This is a genomic window from Reticulibacter mediterranei (genome assembly GCF_016587455.1).
In genome coordinates this window covers 2,767,223-2,793,432 of record NZ_BNJK01000002.1, presented here as the reverse complement: position 1 = coordinate 2,793,432, position 26,210 = coordinate 2,767,223, and the positions used below count along the sequence as shown (strand labels likewise).

Here is a 26,210-nt window from a genome sequence, read left to right as displayed (position 1 = left end):
AGAGCATCCGATGAAAGCTGTTTGAAAGATGGCAGGAAGAGCTTCCTGCCAGAAACTGTGAAAGGATGGGTATGATGGTCCGAGAATCTGTCTCCTATTGGCAATCGACGTGCCCACCGTTCTCCCTCTCCACTCACCTGCCATCGGGGGCAGATGTTGCTATTGTTGGGGGAGGACTGTTAGGCGCTGCAACCTGTTATTGGCTCGCACGAGCGGGCGTCCGTGTGGTTTTGCTTGAACGCACTGCACTTGCCGATGGTGCAACAGGGCGTAATGGCGGGTTTGTGCGAGCAGGGACCTCCGAGTCCTATCCAGAGGCTATTGCTCGCCTTGGACCGCAAACGGCCCGCGCCGTAATGGACATCACGTATGAGAACCGGGCCTTGCTTCGTAGACTCATCCAGGAGGAATTGATCGAGTGTGACTACCGGGAGCCGGGTGCGCTCCAATTGGCACTGACAGATGTCCACAGAGAGCAACAACACCAGGAGGTGGAGGCATTACGCGAGGATGGATTTAGCGCACAATGGCTTGAACGAACACAGGTTCAGGCGATGATCAACACGCCACTTGCCCCTGAGATTCTTGGCGGGCGTTTCCTTCCAGAACAGGGTCTCCTACACTCTGCTCGGCTCGTTCAGGGTCTCCTGCATGCAGCATTGCGCCTTGGGGCGCGTGCCTATCAAGCACACGTCTTTGAAATAGGGCGGGATGGAGAGAAGGTACGCCTGCGCACGTCGCAGGGAAACCTCGTTGCACACAGGGTCATCGTGGCGATCAATGCCTGGACAAGTACCTTATTGCCAGAACTGAGGAATATCATTGTCCCGGTTCTTGAGCAAATGCAAGCCTATCAGACGATGGATCGCATTTTTTCGATGGCACTCAGCGTCCGCATGAACACAGGAGAATATCTGCAGCAAACCCCTTCTGGCACGCTTCTGATTGGAGGGTGCGGATCGGTTGCCCCAAACGCAGGGATTGGGGTCTGGGAAAGTGTGCCAACCATTCCAGTCCAAAGGGCCATTGAGCAGATCGTGCCACAGCTCTTCCCCTTGCTTGCCCTCAACTGCGTGTAGTACAGCGCTGGGCAGGTCTCCTGGGATGCACGCAAGATAGGAATCCTATTGTTGATTGTGCACCAGCGTTGCCACAGGTATTCTTCGTTGGTGGTTTTACTGGTCATGGGATGCCGTTTGGGATGCGCTTCGGGCAATTATTAGCAACAGCAGCACAAGACGGATTCCTTCCATCTGTCCTCACACCATTCCGACTGGATCGCCCCCAACTTCGCAGGTGAGAGCGTTCCTCAAAATACGTCTCAACGGTGGAAGAACAGAGTATGGGTCCAACTTCCACCACTCCTCCTTTCTTTTTCCTGGGAGGTTCATGGAACCTCCGCTTCTTCCACTCATCTCTTCAAGCCCACTCCGCATCCCTTCTGAAAGGTGAAATCAATACCCATAGAGCCATCTACAGAAGAGTTGAAGAACAATTCAAACCCAATGTACTTTTTTCGCGCTTACGCTGAAAATCTGTTTTTTTCTACGGCGGTAATCTTTTAATGCTGAGTTTCTCTTCCAAAGCCGCAAGTCTCCTGAAAGGTACCTTGCGGAAGCGATGTTGGAGACTCCGCGCCTCGTGACGATGGTTCAATTCGCGCTGCAAAGCCCGCCATTGGGAGAGATCAGCTGGACACAGCTCTGGCCCAGAAAAAGGATGGAGTCGAGAAGCAACAGACGCTACCACTCGAACGGCTCCGCGTACGACAAGAGTCGGAGATGCTTGTTTTCGGCCCGTCGTGCGTCGTTCATGATAACGAACTGAGCCAAAATACTGCTCTAACTCATTGTTGGTGCGTGGAAGATCGGTCATATCGTAGCAGTGAAAGAGGCCCGGCCAATAGCTGCTGGTGACTTTGCGAAACGTCGAGAGCATAGCGGTCAGGGTCTCGGAGGAGAGGGGTGCTTGCCCCATCTCTATGAGGAGATCTTCATAGGTCTGACGCACCTAAGCAGATGTCTGATTTTCGTCATTGGTGAGGATATGTGCGGCACGACGGACCCACGCATACCCCAGTTTGACATCTGACCAGCATGCGGCGGTCTGCGTCAGTCCGTTGGCCAGAAAAGTGCGCATGCGTTCTAACTCACGCGGCAAGCCCCTTTTTCAGAGACCTTTGTGAGTGAGGCCACAATGGCAGAAAGACGTTCATAGAGCTTGAGTCCGGGCGCTTCTAATGGCGGTCGGCTATCGTCGGTCAACGCGCTGCGGACAGCAAGGCAATAGCCGCGGATTGCTTCAGCTTCTGCATCGTCCCGCTTTTCAACGGCTCGTTCAAGTGGACGGGCTCCACGAATGTGTTTCTTCAGTTCCTTTTTAGCATGTCGATCTGCTTCATACACCAGTTTGGCTGCTTCCCGGAAGTAATGAAAATGACACAATTGGTGGGGAACGTCTAGCAACGCGGCTCGCACGGCCTTACGGATGGAACGATGTCCATCCGAGATCACCCCCTGGATGGGAACCTCAAGTCCCTGTTGGATCTCGCACAAGAGCTTAGCGAGGCCCGCTGCACAAGCACTCAACAGACTCCGAGCGAGCAGGATTTCTCCAGAGAGGCAGTCGCGCAACACCCAAAGTACCTCATGGCCAGCATCAGGCTGTAACCCATCAATAGCAAGGATCACCTGACCCTGCTCCTTGAACCGCTCGCGCAACTGAGGCATTGCACAAAGACGTAGGGCGACTAATTCCTCATAGCGCTGGAGCAAATGGGTCACGGTCCGTTCGGCGATTAGCACTCCTCGATCACGGAGCGATTGATGGATTTCTGGAATGCTTCGGTGAGAGGCGTAACGGAGCCTGCCGACCAAAGCAATGACGTCCAGACCAAATTCGCCGTGGGGTAAGGCCCATCTTCCCTCTTCTTCAGGTCGATAGGGGCGCTGATACCATGCACAGTCCGGGTTGCGACACCGGCGGGCACGCAGGATGAGCCGACAACTCCCCTGCAACGTAGTAATCGTTCGCTGCGTACGGTATGCCACCTTGATCGGATAACCACAAGAGCCACAATGGGTCTGTAGACACGTCAGCGTTTGCTCTGGGGCGGCTTTCGCACGGCAGCTTTTCCTTGCCATATTCGTGTTCTCCTGCTCGTCTGTTTTCTTCTCCACATCGGAGATGATCTGACTCCTGGATGGGAATCATCGCCCAGATCAGCCGATCCATTGAGAGGCGAGATGGCGGTTCGGACGTCATGTTTTCTCGCCTTCCATCGGCCCTATTCATTTGATATGCTCCCAAAAGTGATCTGTTTCAGGCTTCTCTTCAACTCCATGCGAGAACTCATCGAGAGGTTGGGCTTCCATGCCTCCAAACCAGCCGAGCAGCTCGGTGACGAGCTTCGGCTTTGCCATTCCCTTCCAGCCAGGTGGTAATAAGCATGAGGAGGAAGCAGGTTTTAGGGCCGCGAGTGAACTGGTCACGCGTCAAGGGTGAGCAGCTCAGCCATCGACCATTGGAGAAGCCGCTCCACATCCGGGGATGAGTATGAACTGTTGGAAATACATGCGGGCTGCTTTTCGTATGAACCGGAAAGCAGCCTGAGCGCCGAATGGGTGGGAGCGCTCTCCCATTACCGGGCTTGAAATCGATGAAGCTGATGGGCGCTTGTCTGCTCTCCGCTTATTTGAGCACCAGCGCCAGGATCAGGAGAGCCAGATAGACACTTTGTCCAGAATGAGCAACGATTCCGAACCAGGCACTGCGAAAGCGTCGGCTTGGAAAGGCAAACACTATACCCGCAATGACATCACTGATAATGCCCCATGGTTGGTGAAGATGATAGAGACCAAACAAGAGTGCATTCATCACCCAATCTCCTTTGCCAAAGACGCCCGCCATGCGAGGCAATAAGAAGCCACGAAACAACAACTCTTCCCCAAGAAACGTATTGAACAGAGCATTCAGGACAAAGAGCCCCAGACATTCCACGCTCCTGCCAACTGTGCCTGGGCTTGTGGGGTCGCCAGGATCGTACTCAGATCAGAACCGGAGGGGGCAGCCAAGAACGGGAACACAGACACCCACAGGTGATCAACGCTTCCACCGAGTCCCAGGTCGTAGATCGCTATCAGAAGGATGAGTGGGACAAGCCACCACCAGAGGCGAGCCCTGGGTGTTCCCGTGCGTGGAGAGCGAGGTGCCGTGAGCCAGAGGCGCTGCCGTATGGTTGACCAGCGCAGGTTACCTGCTTCTCGATAGAGTAAAATCATGACGAGGAGGAACTGCCATACTAATCCAATGGTCAGCACCGCCAGCCGGACGAGCACTGGCGTCTGGGAGAGGTGTGCCAACGCCGGAGCCACACCCCATCCCAAAATCCCCATAGGAATGGCCGCTGCTGCCCAGATCAGCAGGATGTGGCGCAAGCTATATTGTGGAAGAAGAGCAATATCATTTTTGGGTTCTGTCTTTTGTTCTTTCTTATCGATCATGGTATGCATCTCTTTCTTGAAAAAAGCAGTGAGTGAAGACCAATTTCGCATCATCATTTCAGTTTCCGAGAGAAGTATAGTCAGCAGATGTGCTGAAAGTATGGCGAGAGTATGGCAGCAAACAAAGAGAACGGGAAAGCTCTGGACTGAAAACGAGCATCATGAACTACACCCCATTGACAATACTTCTTACTGATACTTGAGGTGTGGAGCGGCTTCTCCAACGATCAATGGCTGCGCCGCTCACTCTTGACGCGTGACCAGCTCACTCGTCGCCTTAAAACCGGGTCATCCCACGGGATGCGCAACGAGCTGTCAGCAAGCTAGCAGCAAGAAGAGAAAAGAGACCTTTAATGAGAGCAACACAATACTCTCTCATAAGGAGGTCTCTTTGGGTATGATACCGAACCGTTGCATCGAGGTTCAAACCACTGCTGTGGATCGCCCCTCTGTTCCGGCGTGGTTCGCTGAAGTGGTCATCGCGTCTCAGCACCTCACAGCAAAAGGACTGCTTGAAGCCTTCGCTCATCAAGTCCGATTAGTGAGAGGCCGTTTCGGCAGTTATGAAGCGCTTGATTTTCTCGCTGTGTTACTAGGCTATGCGATCAGCGGAGAACGGACGCTTGCCGATTTCTTTGACCGTTTAACTCCCTTTGGAACGGTGTTCATGGCTCTGTTTGGACGTGCTCACCTTCCCCATCGAGCCACAGTAAGCCGTTTCCTAGCGAGCGTAGACCGTCTCTGCTTGGAAGCGTTTCGCACGCTCTTCGAACAGAACAGTTTTGCTGAGGGATGGACAAGCGACTCCATTGGCGGGATTTGGGATCGGCAGGAACGCCGCTACATCGTCTTTGATGTGGATGCCACTCGCCAGGCTGCCCGGCAACGTGCCTTGCCCACTGATCCGGCGCTCCCTCTCCCCCGACGCCGACTCGATGCTGTTTGCGCCCCAGGTTACAAGGGACGCAAACGAGGGGAGGTGGTTCGCACACGCACTACCGTACTTCAGATGCACACCCGTCAGTGGATCGGGACATATGCAGGCAGAGGCAATGGAGATTACCGCAGCGAATTGGTCTCGGCACTCCAGGCCATTACGACCTACTTGAAGCACTTTGCCCTCACCCCACAGGTCGCTCTAGTTCGTCTGGATGGGCAATATGGTGACACGGTAGCTATTGCTCAATTGCTTGAGGCAGGCGTGTATTTGGTCACGCGGGCAAGAGGGTATCGAGTTCTGGAACACCCTCAGATCCAGAGCGTGTTGGCTCACCCACCGCAAGCCACGATGACCAGGACGAACAGCGATGAAGTGGTCGAGTTATTTGACGGGGGCTGGCTGCCATTGGATGAAGGTGTATCTCAAACCCGCATCATTGTGGCTCGACATCGCGCTCCTGCACCAAACAAGAAAGTTCCGGTGGGTAAGCGTGTGGGTGAGTATGTCTATGAGCTCTTCATTACGACCCTGCCTATCGAGGGGTTCCTGGTCGAGGATGTGCTCGATCTGTATCATGGACGAGGAGCCTTCGAGGCGGTGCTTGCTGATGAAGACCTCGAAGAAGACCCAGATCGTTGGTGTTCCTACACCGAGTGCGGCCAAGAGCTGTGGCAAATTGCCTGTCAGTGGGTGTGGAACTTGCGATTGATACTGGGAAAGACGATGCAAGGAGCCGGAGTACGTGAGATGGAATGGGCACCTCCCAAAGAAGCTCCTCCCTCACTCAAAAGCCGGGAAGACTCACCCCAAGAGTATGGCCCGTGGCGCTGGGCTGCGGCATTCGGCGGGGCAACTGGGCGATTCGGAGCTGAGGCTTTTGTGTTGCAAGAGAATGGAACCCTGCGCTGTCCAGCGGGTTCAAGTCTCTGGCTCAGCGAAATCCATCAAGAAAATGCATTCACGCAACGTGCCATTTACCTGGGCTTCCGAAGCGACTGTGAACCTTGTGCTCTCAAAGAGCAATGTCTTGGACGAGGAGCCAAAGGCAATCGTGCTCGTCGCGTCAGTGCGGTGCGCCGCCTCTTGCCTGCACCGACTGAGGTTTCGCACAAGCCGGTCGTGCTTGGAGCAATGCGGTGGGTGGATGTGGCAGGCCGAGCCTTTCGCCGCACCTGGATGGCTCACTGGCGTAGTCAATACGTCGAAGTGATCCCACTCACAACACTCTCAGAGAAAACCTTTCCGCCACCTCGTCCACCACGTGCGGTACGTTCCCATCATCGCTTCCGTTGGCATGACCGGCTCGCTCGTAATGCTTGGTGGGGACCACCACAACAGCGCGTGACTGTAGCAGGCGTCCCCGCCTTTCTCGCTAGCAACTAAGACAGGAGGAACTGGCAAACCAAGAGACCATTTCAACGAGATCCATCTTCCCTCTGAGCGAGTCACAGGGCTAAGAATCTCTCTCTGCTTTTAACTAGCCCTTCCTTTCCTTTATTGTTCGCTTGCTACAAGCTCGTTGCGCATCCCGTGGGGTCATGCACACTTTCGGTAGAGGTTGCTTGCTTTGGAAAGGAATCCTTCCCTTCTTGAGCACCAGGCGGAACCGTCGTACTCATGTATTGATGAGCTTTCCCACCGAAAGTGTGCATGACCCTTAAAACCTGCCCACTCTTCGCCTCATTTACCAATTCGATCAGGAAAGTATGCAAAAAATTCTTGTAAGAGACTGCGCTTCAATCATTTTTTGCCTCGCTTTCGCACACTGGATCGTCCTGAAAGATTGCTTCTATAGGCAGTTGGAAAAGGCGCGCAATCTTAAATGCCAGCGGCAAGCTGGGATCATACTTCCCGGTTTCGAGCGCATTGACGGTCTGGCGCGAAACTCCCAGGAACGCAGAGAGTTGAGCCTGTGACCAGTTGTGCTCAGCCCGCAACACTTTTAATCGGTTTTTCATCATATTCCCCATTGGCTCATTTATAGCGTAGTGATGCGATGGCTGTACCGATACCCCAGAATGTCATCATGAAAGTAGGAACCCAGGTCCAGTTCAAGGCTGGAAAACCTGCATATTCAAGTAGACCGTAGCCGAACGTCACCACACAGGTGACACAGAAGCTCAAGGCCAATGCTTCCAATTGGATACGCTTCTGCAATTCATCAATCTGATGAAAATAGCGCAGAAACGCCCGCAACGCAAAGAAGAGAGGGACCATCGGAGTCAATGCCAGTGGAATGCGCCACCAGGCTTCGGACGGGCTATGTTCCAACAGAGAGACGGAGACAAGAACAACCACAGCATAGGTGAACATCGCAGTAAGAAATTCGCGCAGATAGGTTTTTAAAACCGACTGGTCTTTTGAAGCTGACTGGTTCATCACAAGAACGGTCCTTTCGAGATGCTAACTATTTCTTGAATTGTAAAGCAAACATGTCTTTTTGTAAAGCGTACTTGTCTTTATTATAGCGAGTGATGGGTGAAGTTGTCAAGTGTGCTTGTCTTTTGCCCCATTGTAGTATGTCGTTTACCTGGGGTATCTCCTACCGGACCCTCTGACCAGCCAAAACGAAATGGTATTCGACCAGCAACATCGATTTTGTCAGTGGGCCAAAAGTGGGCCAGCAACCTATTTGGCCCAGATTTCTCTTCCAACTTTCTGTTCCAACTGTGGGCAAACCCCACTACTGCGGGTGGCAAGCTCATCTTTCATCTGATGGGGGCGCTGGCCGAATTTGAGCGCGATCTCATTCGTGAGCGGACCAATGCAGGATTAGCAGCGGCCAGAGCGAGAGGTCGCGCTGGTGGACGGCCACGAAAGCTCAAGACCAGTGGGAAAGTGGCCCTGGCTCGGCGGATGTTCGACGACCAGAGCCATTCCATTCCTGAAATTTGTGCTGCGTTGGGGATCTCGCGTGCTACCCTTTACCGATATGTCAAAGAGGCAACCACTCCATCATCAGACTCGCGAGCGGAACAGAGGAAGTGATCTGTTCGCTGTCATTACCTCAGATAATTATACAGAAATTACCTCACTGAATGGCTCTTCCGCAATTCTGATGAAACGCTGCTTGTTTGCTAGAAAGAGAAGGGAAGAGATTGGTATACTAAGGGAAGGTAAAGCGGCATGGACGAATGCAAGGAGTTCGCCCATGACGAGTGCTGCCCTGCTCCCTGATCCGAACATGCTGCATCTCCTCCACCTGGAGGCAGAACCACAACGTATTACAGCAGTAGTCATCACAACTGCCCCAACTGCTCCCTGTCCCGTGTGTCAGTTTCCTTCCAATCGGGTGCATTCCCGTTATCAACGGATTGCCGCCGATCTGCCCTGGATGTTCCTTAGAAAATAAATCCTCCCGAAAAAACGGCAAGAACGTTTCTTTCTAGGAGGATTTGGGTCTGTCGGTATACTGTTCTTAGGAATGGATTCTCCAGAAAGAAACGGAAAGTGGTGGTGGTAGTGGATGGGTTTCCTGTGAGGATGGTGGCCGCAGATGTTCCAGGTCAAGGCCGCATGTATTACCTCGTCAATAGCCAATGTGATTTTCTCCCAGAGGTCAAAGAGTTCTTAGATTGGAAAGCCGCGACCAGACGCGCTCCAGCTACAGTGAGAGCATATTGCTTTCGTTTGTCCTGGTACTATCGTTTCTTGGCGCATCGTCACCTGAGTGTGCTGGAAGCCGAACCCGCCGATCTCACAGAATTTGTCATCTGGCTCTGTAATCCCTATCGAGAGGAACATAGGGTTACTCCCATTTACCAGCCAGATGCTCTGACAGCAACCAGCGTCAATCTCATTCTTCAGGCCGTTGGTGCGCTGTATCATTTTCTGGTGCGCCGTGCCATGCTAGCAGAGTCCCCTGTCGTGTATGTGGATGTTCCCCGAGGAAAATGGCTCAAAGAAGGTGACTTTCTGGCTCACACTCGTCGAGGGCAAGCAACCATCCGTTGGATGGAACTCAAACTCAAGGAACCAGATCGGCTCCCTCCGACAGTCTCAGAGCAGGATTTCCAGAGTTTTGTCAACAGTATCCATATGGGAGAGAAGCCGAATGGAGATCCTACTGGCTGTCGTGACCGCTTGCTCTGTTTGATGCTCAAAGAAGGGGTAGTGTTGCAAAAAATTATAAGCTCATCAAAATAATGAGTACTTGAAAAGATCGTGTTGTAAAAAGAAAGCTGATCTGTTAGGATTGTGGGAAAAGAAGAAAATAGGACCAACCATGACAGAGCAGCATCCCTTCAAATGGCGTCATTTTGAGGCAGCTATCATTTTGCTGTGTGTACGTTGGTATTTGAGGTACTCGCTCAGCTACCGAGACCTTGAGGAAATCATGTTGGAACGAGGAATGCAGGGAGATCACACCACGATTTTTCGCTGGATTCAGCGCTATGCCCCGGAGTTAGAAAAACGCTGTCGACCTCATCTCAAAGCCTGCACCACCTCCTGGAAAGTCGATGAGACGTATATCAAGGTGAAGAAAGTCTGGGTGTATCTCTATCGAGCTGTCGATTCGGAAGGAAACACACTCGAGTTTCTCTTGAGTCCGACCCGAGATGCCGAGGCAGCCAAACGTTTCTTCGTGAAAGCACTTGGAGTTTCCGTCAGTTCGGTTCCTCACTCTGGTATTTTCGAGGAAAAGGCAACTCCCCAAACCGCTAGGTCGCTTCCTCGCGTCATCAATGTCGATAAGAACGCTGCGTATCCCAAGGCCATTGCAGAACTTAAATTCAGTGGTATGCTTCCTGCGTCAGTTGAACTGCGGCAAGTCAAATACTTGAACAATCGAATTGAACAAGACCATCGCTTTATGGGCCGATGGTCTTGTTCGATCAGATTGTTGAGGTATTTCACGCACCTCAGTTCGACAGTTTCTGGAAGGAATCCAACCGCTTTGAGGTCAGCAATAGCTTTCGGGTAGGCGGCATTTTTATCGACGTTGATCACTCGCGGAGTTGGTGTAGTGGTGGGGTGAGCCAAAACAGTGGGCTGGCTCACTGGCTTCTCAAGCAGACGAGCATGAGGAACTGAACACACACCGTGCAGCGCTTTGAGGAGGAAGCGTTTGGCTGCCTCAGCGTCGCGTGTTGAGCTTAAGAGGAACTCCAAGGTCTGGCCATCTGAATCCACTGCACGGTAGAGGTAGCGCCACACCTTTTTGATCTTGATGTACGTCTCATCAACACACCACGAGTCATTGCACGCTTTGAGATGGGGCCGACAGCGCTTTTCTAATTCCGGAGCGTAGCGCTGCACCCAGCGATAGATCGTGGTATGATCGACAGAGAGTCCCCGTTCCCGCATCATTTCTTCGAGGTCGCGGTAGCTCAAAGAGTAGCGTAAGTACCAGCGCACACACAACAGAATAATGTCGGATTGGAAATGGCGCCATTTGAACGGAGTTTGCCCAGTCATAGTGGGTTCTTGCTTCCTTTTTCTCCTCACTTTACCAGGTCAGTTTATTCCTTGCAACACAACCCCCGTGCATGCTGTTTTTTGCGTTCCCGATCAGGCCTCAGGTGGCGAAGAAGTACAGAGGCTGGAGCAGCAGACGTTGTTCTTTTTGAGAGTCTTACGGTGCCGCTGAAGCACACGTTCCACTGTTTCTGTCAGATTGCGCAGCACGTGAAAGCGATCAGCCGTTTGCAGCGCTTCTGGAGCACCTTGCTTGGCTCCACGCGCAAATTCCCCTGCTCGATCTCGGCTGATGAGTTGTACTCCAGGGTGATTCTTGAGCCACGTTTCCAAGGTTACAGCTTGGCGGTCTGGAAGGAGATCTATCGGCTGACCATCCTCTAAATGGATGAGGATGGTGCCGTATTTTTCCCGCGACGCAAGGCAAACTCATCGACACCAAGCATCGTCGGCGTCAGCACGGCTGGAACGGGTGTTTGGCGCAGGATTCTCAGAATCGTCATACGAGAGCCTTGCAGACCAAGATGGGTACAGAGAGCAGCTGCGGCTTTTCCTCCCAGTGCAAAGCCAAGTTCTGCAAGAGTTGCTTTGCAGCGTGTGGTTCGCCGTGCATACACACTGGTCAAATCAGGGAATCGCTCCGCGAAAATTTTTCGAGCACATCCCTCGTTCGCACAAAAGAAGCGACGAACCAGCACCAGGAGTCGCAGGACTTTTTCTTCACAAGGCAGGTCGGTAAGTGTGCGAGCGTAGTGGCTGTGAACACGATGAGAAGCCTGCTGACAGAGTGGGCAAGTGGCTTCTGCTCTTTCCGTTGCAAGAGACAATATCACCAGTTGTGGCGTGATCTCGATCCGATCCAGATGCAGGTGAGCGGGCAGACCAAGAAAAAGGGTTGGTTGGATCATGGGTTAGGCTTAAATCAGAAGAGGAGTAGAAAACGACATTTGTTCTTCAGTATACCACAAACTGATCATCGAAAGTGGGCGTGAACCGGTCACTTGGGTTCACTCCACTTTGCAAGTTCCCTTTCCCTTTTCCCTCCACAGCTTTTTGCCCCTCTTTCGCACTCTCCCTGCTCCTCTTTTTTCCAGACTTCCTGAGGCTTTCCTCTCCTTTCTCCACCCATTTTCCACCTTTTCTCCCTTTTTCCCTCTTCACCACGCTTTCCACCCTCACTCTTTCCCTCCATTCCCGCCTCATTTATTTTGTTGATTTACAAGGTTTCTGAGTACTCTTAGATGTTTGCACATCTGCACTTTCAGGTGCGTGCGTGCATGCGTTCAGGCGTGCCTGGCTGAGAAACGGATGCTGAAAGCTCTCCCATTCTTCGGTTGATGTGTATTGCGCGCGATGACCATCGGCACCTGACAGGGGATGGGATCGCCGAAGAGAATTTGTTGGAATCAATGGTGAGCAGGGCAATGTCTATCAAACATTTGCTTGACAAATTTATTGGGCCCGCGTATAATTCCTTTTGTCAAACAAGTGTTTGATGGATAGCGAAAGGTTAGAGGATATGGTATTGCCAACAAATTCATCGGCCAGGTCATTTCAAAATACCAGGGCTCCAATGGGAGGCGAGCAGAGGCGCAAGGAGCTCATTGCTCTTGCCTATTCAATCATTGCTGAAAAAGGTTTTGAAGGTTTGCGTGTGCGCGACGTTGCTAGCCGCGCAGGCATAAATGGAGCCACCCTTCATTATTACTTTCCCACCAAGGAAGCGATGGTCCAGGCCGTCGTTGAGCACTTGACCGAGCAGTTCTCGACTCTAAGAGAACAAAATTCAGAGCTCACCGATCCTTTGGCTATGCTGCGGCAAGAATTTGCTGACGTAACATATCGCATGGAGAAGTTCCCAGAGCTCTTCATCGTTGCCGCAGAACTTGAGCTGCGTTCCCTCAGAGACTCATCTATTGCAGTCATCCTCAAGGAAATGTATCAAGCCTGGCAGGACTACCTGGCCGCTCTTCTCCAAAACGGAGTTACTCAGAAGGTCTTTCGCTCAGACCTTGATGTGCAGACCACAGCCATCGCGATTACGACCCTGATTAGAGGGCTGGGCTCTCAGCTGGGGAGTGAAAAAGGCGATCAGATCTCGCGCATCGCCACTCAGGTGGAGCAATGGATTATGGCCTGAGCTGACCTGGACCGAGATGAGACGACTGCAATAGCCGCTTCTTTTAAGCGCCTTTCGTATGTGAGAAGGAGTACATATGTTTCCCAAAATTGGGCGGAGTTTCTTTCCTATTCCCCCGAAGTCGACCGATACCTCTTTTTTGGCTGGAGTGAAAAACGCCAAACTACAAAAAGGAGTTTTTATTGCCACCCTTTTCAGCACCTTTGTGATGGAACAGCTTGTGTGGGATACACAGTTCATCTCCTATCCCGTATTAAAGAAGATCCGTACACTGGATGAAAAGACGTTTGTCTCCGTGCATCAAGAGTATGTCAAACGTCTTGGCGTTCCCATCTATCTTCCCAGCAGCGTCTATCTATTGACGACGTTGTTATTCCTTTTTATCCGGCCCTCAAATATTCCGTTGCGCTACCCGCTCATCATGAATGCTCTGAATGTGCTGGCAGTGACGAATACCTTTGGACAGCTCGTGCCGATCCATATTCGGATTCACCGTGAGCAAAAAGCCAGCGCTCAAGATGTTCAAGACCTTATTAACCTGAACCGCACCCGCTTTGGGTTAGTCGTTATCAACAGCCTGATAATGCTTTACTTACTGGCTCGTTCTTCAGAGCACAAAGAAGCTTAAGCGAAAAGAGAGAAAAGAAAGGATGAAAGATGCGTATTGTTCTATTCGGAGCTGCTGGTCCAACTGGCAGACTAGTGTTGGATGAAGCTCTTAAAAGAGGATTTATGGTGACGGCGGCGGTACGAAACCCTGACTCCCTACAGATCGAAGATCCTCACTTACGGATAGTCAAGTGTGATGTTTATGATGCCGGTCGTGTCGAGCAAGCTATTGCCAACCAGGATGCCGTCATCTCAACCTATGGTGTTCCTTATAGTTTTAAGCCGATTACAGCCTTCTCAACTGGAATGGCCAATATCATCCAGGGCATGAAAAAAAATGGAGTGAAACGCTTGATCTGTGTGACTTCTGGAGGAACCAAGCCTGGGAATGATGAGAATGGTGGATTTGTCTTTAACGTTATCATCAAAGGAATTATTGGGCGAACATTATATGCGGACATGCGGTTTATGGAACAAGAGGTAATGGATAGTGAGCTGGATTGGACAATAGTGCGACCATCCCGCTTAATAGATGCTCCCGCCCTTTCCAGCTATCGAGTAACAGAAGGGTATCCAAGGGAGCCAATTACCAGGAGAATTGATCTAGCTCATGTCTTGATAGAGGGAGTAAGTGATAACCAATTAATCGGGAAAGGGATTGGAGTTGTAAGCGATAAGGTCGCCAATGATCTACAAAAGGAGCCAGAGAGTGTCAGAAAGTAATCGACAGAATGCAATAGGACAGAGGATGAGCAGTAAGGTGGCTCTTATCACAGGCGCCAGTCGAGGCATCGGGGCTGCGGCTGCAAAGCTGTTTGCTGCCCATGGTGCCGCTGTAGGGGTGAATTACTATAGCAGCCGCAAGGAGGCGGAGCAAGTGGTAGCGGAGATCGAGGCTGCGGGGGGCAAGGCGCTGGCCGTGCAGGCCTCGGTCAACGATCCGGTTGCCGTAGAAACAATGGTCAAGGAAGTAGAGAGAACGTTGGGGCCAATTGATACGCTGGTCATGAACGCCGCTGCCGTTCCAAAATTTAGCATAGGCTCGTTCCTGGATTATGAGTGGCAGACTTTTCAGGATACGGTACTGGGGGAATTGGCGGGGATCTATTTCCCGGCCAAGGCCGTGGCTCCATTGATGATGGAGCGGAAGCATGGGAACATGATTGCCGTTGGAAGTAGTACTTCACGTAGCCCCTGGGAAGGTTCAATTGCGCATGCAACGGGAAAGTCTGGCGTTGATGGGATGGTAAAAGTGCTGGCGCAAGAGCTGGGACCACATGGTATACGCGTCAATATCATTGCTCCTGGTATGATAGAGACGGATGCAAACGCGCATTGGCCACCTGAGCGCAAGCGTATGGTGGCGAATCTGACGCCCCTACGCCGCATTGGCAGTCCAGAAGATGTGGCGGGTGCAATCTTTCTGCTGGCTCTGGATGAAGCGAGGTATATAACAGGGAGCTATCTGACGGTCAATGGTGGCCTGTATATGCCTTGAGATGTACCGCATAGCTTTGTTGTCATTTAATCTGGATCTGGCACAAACTTGGTGAAGGATGAGTTTCTCTGACGATTGCTCCCCTTTTGTCTCCACATGGGAAAGAAAAGCAAAAGAGCTGCTCTTCTTACACTTTCACCAAGAGTGGACCGGTTCCGCAGAATCCTGGGAGTGACGCGCATGCGTGGTTATGTGCCAGCGACGATGTCCTTGAGCTGGTCGCGGGATACTTGGATCAGTCGTAACAGATCTTGCGCGTCGGGTTCGTTGACCCAGTGGTCAAACGCTGTTTTGAACGCGATGACTCCGACTTCTGCGGCAAGGCTCGCGGCAGGGTTCGTCACGCCACGTCTTTGCAACGCTTCGGCCATGGCCGAGGTGAGCCATGCCTCTTTCAGCAGTTCGCGTTCTTGGAGCCCTGGGTTTGCAGCGATCACCGCCTGACGCTGCCGGACGAGTTCATGACGCTCCTGGAACACAGGCACGAGGGCCTCCAGGGCTGTGGCAACTGCATCGAGCGGCAGAGTGGAAGCAGGCGCAGCTTCGATGGTACGCACACAAATAGTGCGCAGCAAGTCCTGCTGCCCGAACAGCACCTCGCGCTTATCGACGAAGTGGCGGAAGAATGTCCGCTCAGTGAGACCAGCCCGTTCAGCGATCTCCGTCACCGTCGTCTGCTCAAACCCGCGTTCCTGGTACAGGTCCAGAGCGGCCTGCTCCAGTCGGCCCCTGGCATCGGGTTCCCATCGGCCCATATATTCACCCTCCTTCATGGCAGTCATTGACATCACTTCTAGTATAGGGTATTATGGTGATGTCAGCAACTGACATCACCGTTGTGTCTTCCCAGGACGAACGGTAGCGTAGCAAAACAAAAAAAGAAAGAGGAATCGTACACATGGAATTTATGGTGAGCGGCAGCTTTTACCCACACGATCAAGAAGAGATTCTCGCCCGTTTGCCCCAGGAGCAGGCGCATATTCATGTCTTACAAGAGCAAGGAACGATACAGACACTCTATCTCAGTGCTGACCGTTCACACGTCTGGCTTGTGATACGGGGAGAGTCACAGGATGAGGTACAAAAGACTCTGGAGTCCTTCCCGCTTTATCCTTACGTGAGAGAGCTAGCAATCGTACCACTATTCAAAATGTAGCCGACAAAGCAGATTGAGATCGATTGATTCAGGGTGTGCCTCAACTTTTTGCAGAGAGCCTATGCAGAGAAAAGGAAAGCTGATAAGAGAGAGCCATCCTGAAGGAGAAAGAACAAGCAAGACAACGAAAGGAGATCGTTATGGCAACCGTCACCCTTGTGCGCATCGCGCATTCCAGTGTCCTGATCGACTTCGACGGCTTCCAGGTTCTCACCGATCCCTGGTTTTCAGAACGATTTGGCTACTATCATGGCGAGCCGTATGGCATCACGCTGGAGAAGCTGCCCCGCCTCGCTGGAGTCGTGGTCAGCCACGGACACTACGATCATTATGATATGCAAGCCTTTCAGGCCTATCCCGACAAGCAGGTACCGATGGCAGTCAAGCGAGGGATTGCCAAGACCGCGCGCCAGGTCGGTTTTACCAATGTGGTTGAGATGGACGCCTGGGAAACCACCAGCTTCGGCCCGATCACCGTAACCGCCGTGCCTGGGAAACATGGCGTGCCGGAGATCACGTATCTGCTGCAAGCTGGTGGCGCAACGGTCTACTTTGGTGGTGACACACTGCTCATTCCTGAACTCTCAGAGATTCCGGCGCATTGTCCGCAGATCGATGTGGCGCTGCTTGCCATCAACGGTCTGCGCATTCGCCCATCTGGCAATCGCAAGGTGGTCATGGACGCGGCTGATGCTGCCGAACTCTGCCGGATTCTTCAGCCTCGTTACGCTGTGCCGATCCATTATACCTTCAATGGAGGGCCTATCGTGGATACGCTGGTTTTGAAGTACGCAGGCAAGCCTTCTGCGCTGACGCAGCAATTCCAGCAAACCACCGCCACGCTTTCCCCCGCAACATCTGTGCGGGTTCTGGCACCTGGCGAGCCATTGGCGATCACGGTTTGATTCTTCTGAGAGGAAGGCCCGGGATACGTGGAACCCTCTATCACTATGAACGAGGTTTCCGCGTATCCCGGGCCTTCCTCGTTCAGGGATGCGCTCGACGTCCGTCGTCAGCTGGCCAGATTCGACAAAGGCCGTCAGGTAGGGAAGGAGCGTTTCAACATGCACTTGAGAAAGGTGCATTGTGTAATCGAGACGCTCGTCCTCTTTGCCCGTGAGCACACTTCGCGCTTCCGAGAGCTGAGTGTAGTACTGGAGGCGTGCAACATCCAACTGCGCCTGCCGAGCATCGAGACGCGGCGTCAGGTCGAGGCCGAAGCGGATGGAAAGGCCCTTCTCGTGCCTGCTCTCGTACACTATTGCAGACTGCTTATATCGATCCGAAAAGAAAAGATAAAGCAGCTCGCGCGGAATGTGGGGGTCCAGACACCCACTTTGCGCAAACTGCTGCAGGTAAGGAAGCACAGACTGGACCATCTCCTGGGTCAGGTGCATATGGTTGCACAATGGTATAGAGGGTGTCTAAGAAGGCTCCTCAAGCGGCGTGAGTTTGCCATGCCTGCTCTCTGGCGGTTTGAGCAGCCCTGGCAAGTCGTTTCAGCATCAGCCGGATCATCGTCAGACACACCATACTTTCACTACTCTTGGGCAAATACTCATAATCTTTGCTCATTCTCCTGTTTCTCCCAATCCATGCAAATGTTCGCTCCACGATCCACCTGCGCGGAAGGACATGGAAGCCAGGCGGGATGATCTCCTCCCAATTGACCTTGGTCCCCTTGGGCACCCAGACGCCTCGCAGGCCCGTCCAGGCATGCTTGACGATCTCAGCTTCCCACCCCATCTCGCGGCTTCCATCCACTCTTGGCCTTTGCCTGCATAGGCCGCATCCAACCACACTTTTTTCATGCGGGGAAAGGCGCCCCCCAGTGGCTCCAACAACAACTTGACCCCTTGCCGGTCCGAAATACTGGCGATGTGGACGACGACTTTGAGCAAGAGACCCATTGTATCAACCAGGATGTGTCTCTTGCGGCCTGAGAGCTTCTTGCCCCCATCATAGCCATGCGGTCCTCCTCGCTCAGTTGTTCTGACCGATTGACTGTCGATGATCCCAGTTGAAGGGGTCGGCTCCCGTCCAGCCTGTACCCGACAGCGTTCTCGCTGTGTCGTCATGATCTGCTCCCAGCTGCCTTCATCGCGAAATCGGGCAAAATAGTAATAGACTGTTGATCGCGGGGGATACTCATGTGGTAACATTCTCCAAGCACATCCCCCGCGAAGGATGTAAAAGATGCCATCCAGGACCGCACGCATATTCACCGTTCGTGGGCGTCCCCCTGGCTTTCCAGGGGGAATGAGGGGTTCAAGGATGGCCCACTCTTCATCAGAAAGATCAGAAGGATACACTTCCATCGGCTTCGCAGCCTTTCCGAGCACATATGCGCCCTCGTGTTCATCATCACCCTCCTCTCTCCTACCACCTGATCCCCCTTCTCTGTATGAATCAGCCTTTGGAGCCTTCTTAGACACCATCTAGGCCATCGACTTCCGCATCTGTGAACGACAGAAGGGTACGTGCTTTCTTTCTCGGTCTTGAAAGAGCACACCAAGAGGCGCGCATTGCATCAATAATGATGCAATGCGCGCCTCCCGCGCTGGCAACAATGCTGCCTCCTCCTGCTCTTGGGTGAGACACCTTTGCCAAACACCAATTGCTCTCGCGCCGCTTCTACCACTTCTCGGCTCACTTGTTCGACCTCTGGATTAATCTCAAGAATGCGTTCCATTTGCGAGAACACGCGTTCCATTTGCCGAAAATTCCCCCGTCATACGGATAATCTGCACCAGGGCTTCCTTCTCGATCTTTCGCTCGTTCCCTCTCCTTCCACCAAAAGAGCGTACCTGCTGCTCAATCAGCTCCTGCTGTTCTTCTCGATCTAACGTTCGGTACTGATGCACAAATCCTACCCGTGAATACAGCTGTGGATACCACGCCAACCGCTTCTCCTACCCTGGCATCCCTACCAGGATGGAGCCCATCGGACTGCGATCATACACATCTCGTAGCACCTCCAACGCAGCGGTTTAGTCGGTCACCCAAAGCACGCTTTCGGACCTCCACCCCTTTGTAAAGGGCATCAGATCGGACATTGAGGCCGTTGAGGCAGGCCTGATTTTGCCCTGGAGCAACGGCCCCGTCGAAGGAAAAATGAACAAATTGAAGTCCATTAAACGCTCGATGTATGGCCGAAGTGCATTTCCACCCTTGCGCCAAAAAAGTGTTAAAGGCGGCATGAGGCAGCACCTTTTCTGCGGGAGAGCCATCTATTTGGTTCTCCATCATCTTTCGTGCTAAACACAGCAGTAGTTAAGAAATTATTCACTCCCTCTGGCCTACAGAGACGCTTTACTGAACAACAGTATTTCAGGTATCATCTCGTTCCACGAAAGATGATGGAGAATCAGTATTCTAGCGAACATACAACAACTATCCTGGTGGACAATATCCCTCAAAGAACTTGTCCACCAGTTTCGTTCTAAGGTTGACACACAGAGGGAGAGAAAACGTTTTCTTCTGCTTCTTCCACCCTGAGAAAGCTCTTCGGGATCAACTTCGCGGTTGATCCCGAAGTCGCACCACGAGAAGGCTCTGGAGAATCGGTCAAGCGGACTAAGCAAGCTCTTTGTAAGCAAGCACTTCGACGGTAAACCCGCCAGGAGCATGCACATAAAAAGTCCAGGTATGAACCCATCGGGGGGGCTTGACCTGAAACCCATCCGCTTGCAAGCGCTGATAGATCTCGTTCACCTGCTGCTCACTTGATTGAACAAAACCGATATGGAACGAGCCAGGAAAGCTCGCCCGATCGGCTTGCATCAAGGTGCAGACCAGCTCATTGTCGTCCAAAAGGATAATGAGTTCCGAATCATCCTCGCTTTGTTCAGGGTTGAACCGACGGCGTAATCCAAAGTAGGTTTCGAGAAAGAGGGCTGCGGCTTCCAGGTCAGCAACGGGCAGATTAATATGGTTGAGTTTCATGAGTGATATCTCCTCACATCAAGGCTGCGAGAGAAGAGCGTTCTCCCAGCCAACAATATCCTGCGAGCGTGTGCTCTTGACTGCGGAGCATTTCCTGCTATACTGAGGGGCAGGTGAGCTACTTAAGCACACTAAATATTTTACTTTAGTAAACTAAAAAATGTCAAGGGGTGAATGATGGCACGCGAACCATTGTCTTCGGCGATCCTGCTGGGTCGCGAGTTGGGCACAGGGATGGTGTTATTTTATCAAGTGGTTGCTGAGCGCTTCGGCTTAACCATCATGGACCTCAGGTGTCTGGATATGCTTGATCGGATGGGGCCGCTGACTGCCGGGCAACTCGCCGAACAGTTGGGACTGACAGGCGGGGCCATCACCGGGATGATCGACCGCATGGAGACTGCCGGGGTGGTTCAACGCGAACGGGACGCGACCGATCGGCGTCGGGTCTACATCAAGCCCACTCCCAATGAGGAGCAGACCAACCAGATCAAGCCGATCTACGCGTCGTTGCGGCAAGCGTTGGAGGAGGAACTCGCTGAGAGATATAGTCCCGAAGCCCTCGCTGCCATCGAAGATTTCCTTCGGCGCACGATCCAGGTCCTCCAGCAGCAAACACAACAACTGTCTCAGGAAACGGCGAAGTAGTCGTCATGGCGGTGCTGGTGAGGCTTGTCGCATCGAGAGGCTACTGAGTCCAAGGCGACCTTATGACGGTTCTTCCTTATTTTCAGCAGATGATTCGCGTGCTCTAAACGAAATATCTGCTGTTTTTGCTGCCTCGCGGGCGGCGCTGGATAGCTGGATGATACTGTTCTACATCCTCAGCCAGGAAGTACAGTGCTCGGCCCTGCTTCTTGGTCTCCTTTTCATGCTCGATGAGTTCCTCTTCTTCCCCGTAGATGTACGCTTTGGGTATTGTCAACTTATTAGCATAAATGAAGAGTTTTCAGAAAAAGATGAGAGGAAAGAAAAATGGTGGTGAGAGTGGGGAGTAGTGGGGTGCTATGCTGCTGGTTTCATCGCTGTCACCTCGCTCCACACCTGAAATCTTTCCTGCATGAGGACACGATACTCCCAGGCTTTGAAACGATGTCTACGTGGTTGGAAATGCCCAGAGATGGGGCCAAAGGCAGAAAGAAAGCGCTGTGCCGTGCTTGGTGGATTTGAAGCGGCGCATTTTCTTCTCTCGCAGGCGCGTGGGTTGATGCGAATTTTCTGCTTGATTGTTCAGTCCTTTATGCCGGCGATGCTCCACGCCAGGCAGAAGCTCACGTTTGGCTGCACTATAGCTCTTCAGCTTATCAGTGATAATCACACGTGGAGTATATTGCAGCCCTTTGAGCAGCTTCCGGAAAAACCGTTTGGCTGCTTGTCTGCTGCGTCGGCTCTGGACCAAGATATCCAGTACGTTCCCCTCTTGATCCACCGCTCGCCACAAGTAATGTCTCTCACCACGAATCGTGAGAAAGACCTCGTCCAGATGCCATTTATCGCCACAACGAGGACGGCGACACCGCAATTCGTTGGCATAGGTTTGCCCAAACTTGAGACACCACTGGCGGACCGTTTCATACGTTACCACGATCCCGCGCTGTGAGAGAAGTTCTTCCACATCGCGAAAGCTGAGCGAGAAGCGAAAATACAGCCATACCGCATGGCTGATGATTTCAGGGGAAAGCGGTAACCTGTGTAATTTGGAACAAAAGGATTCGTTTTCATGAAGCTATTCTAGCACATTGTTCAGCTCTATTTCCAAGTTGACAATACCATCTCAACGAAGCCATTGCTACCTTGCGCAAACGGGGCGAGGATATTCCTGAAGCGACCGTGGCTCACATCGCGCCACTCGGATGGGAGCATATTCGTTTGATCGGTGACTATCATTCATTTTGCACCGCAGTCTGGGCGTTCTCTGGAAAATCTGCGCCCATTGCGCCTCCAACAAGAAGAGGAAAGTGCCCAAAAGAAGAAATCAGTACAGTAAACCATCGTCATTGAACTGAGCTCTCTCTCCGAAACAGCCTACTCCGTCGTAGCAGGGGCTTTCCAATCACGTTGGTCTGATGTTCATAGTCTCGTCTCCACCAGAGGAAACGAAAGCCTTTACCCGCCAACATTCGTTTCCTCGTAGGCTCCAAGAGTGCGTAGTGATGCCTTTTGCGCTTCGGTAAGACCCTGGATGCCTGTGATATTGACGCGCTCATAGGGGCGATCCCGCCGCAGCGTTTTCAGAGGCTCGCCACTCTCGATATCCCAGAGTCGGATGGCTCCATCATCTCCGCAACTGGCAAGCATGCTCCCATCGGGACTTACTTTGAGTCTGTGCACCGTCCCCTGATGCGCCTTTTGCACTCGCACGCACATTCCGCTCTGCACCTCCCACCACCGGAGTATGCCATCGCCATCGCCACTGATCAGCATCTCTCCACTTGGGCTCCAGGCCACCGCAAAGATCACCCCAGGATGTCCGAAGAGCGCTTGCACACACTTCCAACTGTGCGTCTCCCACACGAAGAGTTCCCCACCCTCTCTGCCACCAGCACCAGAGGCCAGCCGCATCCCATCAGGGCTCCAAGCTATGCTCATGACGGCTCCCCCGTGTCCCGCCAATTGGTGCTGTTGTGTCCCATCGGCGGCGTCCCATACATAGATGTACCCATCATCGCCCCCGCCAATCAAGCGCTTCCCATCCCAACTCCAGGCAATCCGACGGATCAAGGTTGGCTGTTGCGTCTGCCCCACCCAGAGGCGGGTGCAGGTCGTCATCTCCCACACATGCACTCCACGTAGATAGCTCCCACATGCTAGAAGATGTCCATCCGGACTCCAGGCCACCCCGAGAAACATCGTGTCAACCGCATCAGGGTCCTCAAGCGTATGCAGACACACACCTGTGGCTGCGTCCCATAGCGCTACGCGATTGTCATATCCTGCACTCGCCAGGAACCGACCATCAGGACTCCAAGTCACCCCCTGCACGGTCCAACGATGTCCACGCAATATCCTGGGCGCTCTTGTCCCAGATCCATCCCACAGCGTCACCAGGGTGTCCGCGCCACTGCTTGCAAGCCTGGTGCTCTCCGGACTCCAGTCAAGGTCAAAGAGGGAGGGCGCGTGGCCTTCAATCACGCGAAGACACCGTCCGCTTTCCACATCCCAGATACGTATTGTGCCGTCGTCGCTTCCACTAAACAGGTGATGGCTGTCGGGTGTGAAAGCAAGCGTGTAGACGATAGAGGTATGCCCACGCAGGATCGTCCGAGGTCTCCTTGCTTCAAGATCCCAGAGCCAGATCGCCTGATCAAAACTCCCACTGGCAAGCGTCCGTCCATCTGGGCTCCAGGCTAAGCGTAGCACCCTGTCCGTATGCTCAGAGAACGTCTGGAGACACTCTCCACTCGATAGGTCCCAGAGCTTGACGGTGCCATCTTCGCTCGCGCTGGCAAGGTGTGTACTCTCAGGTGCAAAGGCCAGCCCTGTCACCCAGTGGGTATGTCCCAAAAGGTGCTGCGTACAGGTCGCCGGTTGAGCCTCATGGATCTGCCAGACCCAAATGCTCCTATCATAGCAACCGCTGGCGAGCATCTTTCCATCCGGGCTCCAGGCGAGAGAGCACACCATGCCGTCCTGGCCGGAGAGCGTTTGTACGTTCGTGCCGCTCTGAGGGTCCCAGAACTTGATGAGGATATCATTGCCGCAACTGGCGAGGAGCCGACCATCAGGAGAAAAGGCCACCCAATTAATGCCGCCAGTGTGCCAGCCCGTCCACAGGAGCCTGCCACTAGTAACCTCCCACAACTTGACCGTGTTATCCCAACTCACGCTGGCAAGCTGGCATCCATCTGGGCTGAAAGCCAGCGTGGGCACCGTAGCACTATGTGCCTGCCAGGCCAGGCGCAGACTCTGGCCTACTTCCTGCTTCCGTTCCCATATCCGCACTTCTCCCCGCCAGGTGGCGGCGGCCCAGTACTGTCCGTTCTGGCTCATGGAGATCGCTGTAATGGCATCGAAGGGTTCAGTAAAGATGCAGTCCTGGAAAACCGCTCTGGAAAGGTTTGTTCCTTGCATCTGGACGCCTTGGAGATAGACACCTCGCAGGACCAGACGTGAGAGATCCAGGCCACGCAAATCCCCGCGTAGCAGACGCAGCAACGACAGCAGGTTGGCCGGTCCGTATCCCTGAGACGTCTGGGGAAGGTCACGTAAGGAGTCGAGCAACCAGAGAAACCGCGCCTCCAGATTGGCGTGCCCCGGGGATGTGCTCTGCAACTGCATAAGAAGAGGAACTACCAACAGGTGCTCCTGAATCGCTCGCACGTATTCCTTCGCCTGAGCCTGGCACAGCCCATAAGAGATGAGACAGGAGAGCCTGTCCTGCTCGATCTCGCTGGCTGCCTCTGCAATGAGATGCGCCGTTGCGTACTCCAGTACCACTGACTGCAACGTGAAGCTTCCTGCCCGTTGTCCTCGCTCGATCAAGCTGCGGCGGCCCAACCCATCAAGAGCTTCCAGCACCTGCGAGGCCTGCCTGGGCAAGCGGAGGGCTGAGAGCAGGTCTTGCAGGCTCATCGGCTCGCGTACAATCGCCAGCCAATAGAACACGCTCTGCTCGAGTGCCGAGAGACGCTCAAATTGTGTGTTCAGCAGTTCGCGCACTCCACCAAAGACCACCTCGCCTTGCTCCAGGAAAGAGACAATCTCGCCCCCGAAGAGGTCCACAATCGTCTGTGCGACAATTTTTAAGGCCAGCGGGTTGCCCCGGTACACCTCGACCAGGTGTACCTGGTCCTGCAGGGACCCTACCACCTCTTTCTCTGCCAGGAGATGAGCACCTGCCTGGCCATCCAACCCTGCCAGGCGCAAAGTACGCACCAGCAAGCGGCTCCCTTCCATCGGCACCTGGTCCGCCGGTTTCTCTCGACTGGTCAGCAGCAAACAGCTCTGGTGCGCTGTCTCCCCCATCTGTTGCAACAGTCGAGCATAGCTCTCAAAACCTGCACGAATGTGGCCTGTGCCCTCCCCTTCCTCCAGGAGCGTCTCCAGATTGTCTAGCACGAGCAATATCCGCCGAGCGCGCAACTGCTCCAACAGGAGGCGCAGGCGTCCTTCCAGGGATTCCGAGCGGTCTGGGATCAGCTTTGGGGCGAGCACCTGCAGGCACTCCTCCACCAGTGTGGAACAGGAGGGAGCATCACGTAGGGAACGCCAGATTACCACCTCGAACTGCGTCGCCACCTGGTGCATCACCGTGACGGAGAGCGCTGACTTGCCGATCCCACCCATGCCCAGCACACTCACCACCCGACAGTGCTCCTCGACTACCCAGCGGGAGAGGAGCGCCAGTTCTTCCTCTCGCCCATAGAAGCTGGGGACATCAAGTGCCTCGCCCCAATCCACCTGCGGCTCACCAGCACTGAGCGGGTTTGCGTCAGTGGTCTGCTCAACCGTGACTGCTCTCCGAGGGGGCGTCTGCTGGCTGAGCAACGCGTGCAGCCACGACTCATCGAGCAGCACCTTCTGATGCGCATCATGCCAGAGCGCGCGGATCTCCTCGGCCTCGCGCGGAGCAGCAAAGGCTTGTCGTTGCCGACAGAGGGCAATGAAAGCTTTGAGATGCTCGGCTTTGGGATAACTCTCGCCCACCTCCCACTTTCCTATGGCATGCCGGGAGACCCCGAGTAGGTCTGCCAGCCCTGCTTGAGTGAGTCTGATCGTGAGGCGCAGCCTCAACATCAGTTGGCCGAAAGCATAGTCTCGCTCTCCATACGAAGATCTCTTCACCGGAAGCTCCTTTCTGTGCGACCCACCCGAACACGGACACGCAGGGTGATGGGAAGTTGAGATGGAAGGTCATGGACAGTACTGTTCCCCAATTTCTTTGCTCTGCTGATCTCTGTCGGGCATGTGCGCCGTTTGGGTCAATGCCTGTCAGGAGATGGAAAAGTGGCTAGCCGACTCCATCTCCCCTCTTTGCTTCTTTCCCCTATCATAGCAGATTT

Annotated in this window: 26 protein-coding genes and 6 pseudogenes; 16 read left to right on the top strand and 16 right to left on the bottom strand. The window is 53.4% G+C overall.

Annotation, left to right across the window (positions count from 1 at the left end; translation table 11 throughout):
• Positions 1-71 precede the first annotated feature (71 nt).
• The gene (locus K3T83_RS51300) at positions 72-1,079 is read left to right on the top strand and encodes an NAD(P)/FAD-dependent oxidoreductase (RefSeq protein ID WP_220210829.1); all 1,008 of its coding nucleotides are present in this window, start codon (positions 72-74) and stop codon (positions 1,077-1,079) included.
• On the top strand, positions 1,070-1,300 hold the full coding sequence (locus K3T83_RS58415) for an FAD-dependent oxidoreductase (protein ID WP_220211136.1): 231 nt from the start codon (positions 1,070-1,072) through the stop codon (positions 1,298-1,300). The genes K3T83_RS51300 and K3T83_RS58415 overlap by 10 nt, the downstream gene beginning before the upstream one ends.
• Before the next feature lie 245 nt (positions 1,301-1,545).
• Here the strand turns inward: K3T83_RS58415 and K3T83_RS51290 are convergent.
• The 4 genes and pseudogenes from K3T83_RS51290 to K3T83_RS51280 form a co-directional block, all read right to left on the bottom strand.
• A pseudogene (locus K3T83_RS51290) lies at positions 1,546-3,056 on the bottom strand (transposase).
• Positions 3,057-3,290: 234 nt separating this feature from the next.
• Positions 3,291-3,422, bottom strand: coding sequence for a hypothetical protein (locus K3T83_RS57540; RefSeq protein ID WP_268963597.1), 132 nt, complete (start codon positions 3,420-3,422; stop codon positions 3,291-3,293).
• Between the two features lie 268 nt (positions 3,423-3,690).
• A complete protein-coding gene (locus K3T83_RS51285) occupies positions 3,691-3,999 on the bottom strand; it encodes a CPBP family intramembrane glutamic endopeptidase (protein ID WP_220210828.1) in 309 nt (102 codons plus the stop codon).
• The gene (locus tag K3T83_RS51280; RefSeq protein WP_220210827.1) at positions 3,972-4,502 is read right to left on the bottom strand and encodes a hypothetical protein; all 531 of its coding nucleotides are present in this window, start codon (positions 4,500-4,502) and stop codon (positions 3,972-3,974) included. Before K3T83_RS51280 ends, K3T83_RS51285 begins: the two co-directional genes overlap by 28 nt.
• A 397-nt stretch (positions 4,503-4,899) precedes the next feature.
• Between K3T83_RS51280 and K3T83_RS56865 the strand changes: the two genes are divergently transcribed.
• Positions 4,900-6,825, top strand: coding sequence for a transposase (locus K3T83_RS56865; RefSeq protein ID WP_236065277.1), 1,926 nt, complete (start codon positions 4,900-4,902; stop codon positions 6,823-6,825).
• A gap of 353 nt (positions 6,826-7,178) precedes the next feature.
• On the opposite strand, the gene K3T83_RS51270 is transcribed toward K3T83_RS56865, so the two are convergent.
• Together K3T83_RS51270 and K3T83_RS51265 are read right to left on the bottom strand one after the other, a co-directional pair.
• Positions 7,179-7,400 carry a helix-turn-helix transcriptional regulator gene (locus K3T83_RS51270; RefSeq protein ID WP_220211135.1) on the bottom strand — a complete coding sequence of 74 codons (222 nt, stop codon included), beginning with the start codon at positions 7,398-7,400 and terminating at the stop codon, positions 7,179-7,181.
• A 16-nt stretch (positions 7,401-7,416) separates the two neighbouring features.
• Complete coding sequence (locus tag K3T83_RS51265) at positions 7,417-7,824, bottom strand: hypothetical protein (RefSeq protein ID WP_220210826.1); 408 nt, start codon at positions 7,822-7,824, stop codon at positions 7,417-7,419.
• Between the two features lie 300 nt (positions 7,825-8,124).
• Here K3T83_RS51265 and K3T83_RS51260 point away from each other — a divergent pair.
• The 4 genes and pseudogenes from K3T83_RS51260 to K3T83_RS51245 form a co-directional block, all read left to right on the top strand.
• Positions 8,125-8,430, top strand: a pseudogene (locus K3T83_RS51260) (recombinase family protein); the annotation flags it as partial.
• A 163-nt stretch (positions 8,431-8,593) separates the two neighbouring features.
• Positions 8,594-8,794, top strand: a complete 201-nt coding sequence (locus K3T83_RS51255) for a hypothetical protein (RefSeq protein ID WP_220210825.1) — start codon at positions 8,594-8,596, stop codon at positions 8,792-8,794.
• Between the two features lie 98 nt (positions 8,795-8,892).
• Positions 8,893-9,588, top strand: coding sequence for a site-specific integrase (locus K3T83_RS51250; protein ID WP_220210824.1), 696 nt, complete (start codon positions 8,893-8,895; stop codon positions 9,586-9,588).
• Between the two features lie 79 nt (positions 9,589-9,667).
• The gene (locus K3T83_RS51245) at positions 9,668-10,366 is read left to right on the top strand and encodes an IS6 family transposase (protein ID WP_236065275.1); all 699 of its coding nucleotides are present in this window, start codon (positions 9,668-9,670) and stop codon (positions 10,364-10,366) included.
• Here K3T83_RS51245 and K3T83_RS51240 read toward each other — a convergent pair.
• The 4 genes and pseudogenes from K3T83_RS51240 to K3T83_RS51225 all read right to left on the bottom strand — a co-directional run.
• Positions 10,249-10,860: pseudogene (locus K3T83_RS51240) on the bottom strand (IS6 family transposase); the annotation flags it as partial. The gene K3T83_RS51245 and the pseudogene K3T83_RS51240 overlap by 118 nt on opposite strands.
• Positions 10,861-10,953: 93 nt before the next feature.
• Entirely contained in the window at positions 10,954-11,226 is a 273-nt protein-coding gene (locus K3T83_RS51235) for a transposase (protein ID WP_236065329.1), read from the bottom strand.
• Between the two features lie 14 nt (positions 11,227-11,240).
• On the bottom strand, positions 11,241-11,768 hold the full coding sequence (locus K3T83_RS51230; RefSeq protein ID WP_220210823.1) for a transposase family protein: 528 nt from the start codon (positions 11,766-11,768) through the stop codon (positions 11,241-11,243).
• A gap of 89 nt (positions 11,769-11,857) precedes the next feature.
• Positions 11,858-12,052 carry a hypothetical protein gene (locus K3T83_RS51225; protein WP_220210822.1) on the bottom strand — a complete coding sequence of 65 codons (195 nt, stop codon included), beginning with the start codon at positions 12,050-12,052 and terminating at the stop codon, positions 11,858-11,860.
• A gap of 327 nt (positions 12,053-12,379) precedes the next feature.
• On the opposite strand from K3T83_RS51225, the gene K3T83_RS51220 reads away from it, so the two are divergent.
• The 4 genes from K3T83_RS51220 to K3T83_RS51205 all read left to right on the top strand — a co-directional run bounded on the left by K3T83_RS51220 (position 12,380) and on the right by K3T83_RS51205 (position 15,107).
• On the top strand, positions 12,380-13,000 hold the full coding sequence (locus K3T83_RS51220) for a TetR/AcrR family transcriptional regulator (protein ID WP_220210821.1): 621 nt from the start codon (positions 12,380-12,382) through the stop codon (positions 12,998-13,000).
• Positions 13,001-13,076: 76 nt separating this feature from the next.
• The gene (locus K3T83_RS51215) at positions 13,077-13,628 is read left to right on the top strand and encodes a hypothetical protein (protein ID WP_220210820.1); all 552 of its coding nucleotides are present in this window, start codon (positions 13,077-13,079) and stop codon (positions 13,626-13,628) included.
• A gap of 29 nt (positions 13,629-13,657) precedes the next feature.
• Positions 13,658-14,332 (top strand): NAD(P)-dependent oxidoreductase, encoded by a 675-nt coding sequence (locus K3T83_RS51210; RefSeq protein ID WP_220210819.1) that lies wholly within the window; start codon positions 13,658-13,660, stop codon positions 14,330-14,332.
• Complete coding sequence (locus K3T83_RS51205; protein ID WP_220210818.1) at positions 14,319-15,107, top strand: SDR family NAD(P)-dependent oxidoreductase; 789 nt, start codon at positions 14,319-14,321, stop codon at positions 15,105-15,107. Before K3T83_RS51210 ends, K3T83_RS51205 begins: the two co-directional genes overlap by 14 nt.
• A 188-nt stretch (positions 15,108-15,295) precedes the next feature.
• Here the strand turns inward: K3T83_RS51205 and K3T83_RS51200 are convergent, their stop codons facing one another.
• The gene (locus tag K3T83_RS51200; RefSeq protein WP_220210817.1) at positions 15,296-15,862 is read right to left on the bottom strand and encodes a TetR family transcriptional regulator; all 567 of its coding nucleotides are present in this window, start codon (positions 15,860-15,862) and stop codon (positions 15,296-15,298) included.
• 143 nt (positions 15,863-16,005) lie between these two features.
• Between K3T83_RS51200 and K3T83_RS51195 the strand changes: the two genes are divergently transcribed.
• Together K3T83_RS51195 and K3T83_RS51190 are read left to right on the top strand one after the other, a co-directional pair.
• Positions 16,006-16,263 (top strand): muconolactone Delta-isomerase family protein, encoded by a 258-nt coding sequence (locus K3T83_RS51195; protein WP_220210816.1) that lies wholly within the window; start codon positions 16,006-16,008, stop codon positions 16,261-16,263.
• A 140-nt stretch (positions 16,264-16,403) separates the two neighbouring features.
• On the top strand, positions 16,404-17,168 hold the full coding sequence (locus tag K3T83_RS51190) for an MBL fold metallo-hydrolase (RefSeq protein WP_220210815.1): 765 nt from the start codon (positions 16,404-16,406) through the stop codon (positions 17,166-17,168).
• 532 nt (positions 17,169-17,700) lie between these two features.
• Here K3T83_RS51190 and K3T83_RS51185 read toward each other — a convergent pair.
• Together K3T83_RS51185 and K3T83_RS51180 are read right to left on the bottom strand one after the other, a co-directional pair.
• Positions 17,701-18,581, bottom strand: a protein-coding gene (locus tag K3T83_RS51185) for an IS5 family transposase (protein WP_373324726.1) whose coding sequence is annotated in 2 segments (ribosomal slippage) — positions 17,701-18,009 and positions 18,012-18,581 — 879 coding nt in all. Because the reading frame shifts where the segments join, the coding sequence is not laid out codon by codon here.
• 212 nt (positions 18,582-18,793) lie between these two features.
• A complete protein-coding gene (locus tag K3T83_RS51180; protein ID WP_220210814.1) occupies positions 18,794-18,976 on the bottom strand; it encodes a hypothetical protein in 183 nt (60 codons plus the stop codon).
• Between the two features lie 296 nt (positions 18,977-19,272).
• Between K3T83_RS51180 and K3T83_RS56860 the strand changes: the two are divergent.
• A pseudogene (locus tag K3T83_RS56860) lies at positions 19,273-19,446 on the top strand (ISL3-like element ISMdi2 family transposase); the annotation flags it as partial.
• A 393-nt stretch (positions 19,447-19,839) separates the two neighbouring features.
• On the opposite strand, the gene K3T83_RS51170 reads toward K3T83_RS56860, so the two are convergent.
• The gene (locus K3T83_RS51170) at positions 19,840-20,208 is read right to left on the bottom strand and encodes a VOC family protein (protein ID WP_220210813.1); all 369 of its coding nucleotides are present in this window, start codon (positions 20,206-20,208) and stop codon (positions 19,840-19,842) included.
• A 174-nt stretch (positions 20,209-20,382) separates the two neighbouring features.
• On the opposite strand from K3T83_RS51170, the gene K3T83_RS51165 reads away from it, so the two are divergent.
• Positions 20,383-20,856 carry a MarR family winged helix-turn-helix transcriptional regulator gene (locus tag K3T83_RS51165; RefSeq protein WP_220210812.1) on the top strand — a complete coding sequence of 158 codons (474 nt, stop codon included), beginning with the start codon at positions 20,383-20,385 and terminating at the stop codon, positions 20,854-20,856.
• Positions 20,857-21,213: 357 nt separating this feature from the next.
• Here K3T83_RS51165 and K3T83_RS51160 read toward each other — a convergent pair.
• Positions 21,214-21,930 (bottom strand): annotated as a pseudogene (locus K3T83_RS51160) (IS6 family transposase).
• 60 nt (positions 21,931-21,990) lie between these two features.
• On the opposite strand from K3T83_RS51160, the pseudogene K3T83_RS58410 reads away from it, so the two are divergent.
• A pseudogene (locus K3T83_RS58410) lies at positions 21,991-22,209 on the top strand (Tn3 family transposase); the annotation flags it as partial.
• 105 nt (positions 22,210-22,314) lie between these two features.
• Here K3T83_RS58410 and K3T83_RS51150 read toward each other — a convergent pair.
• Complete coding sequence (locus K3T83_RS51150) at positions 22,315-25,992, bottom strand: WD40 domain-containing protein (protein WP_220210810.1); 3,678 nt, start codon at positions 25,990-25,992, stop codon at positions 22,315-22,317.
• Positions 25,993-26,210 lie beyond the last annotated feature (218 nt).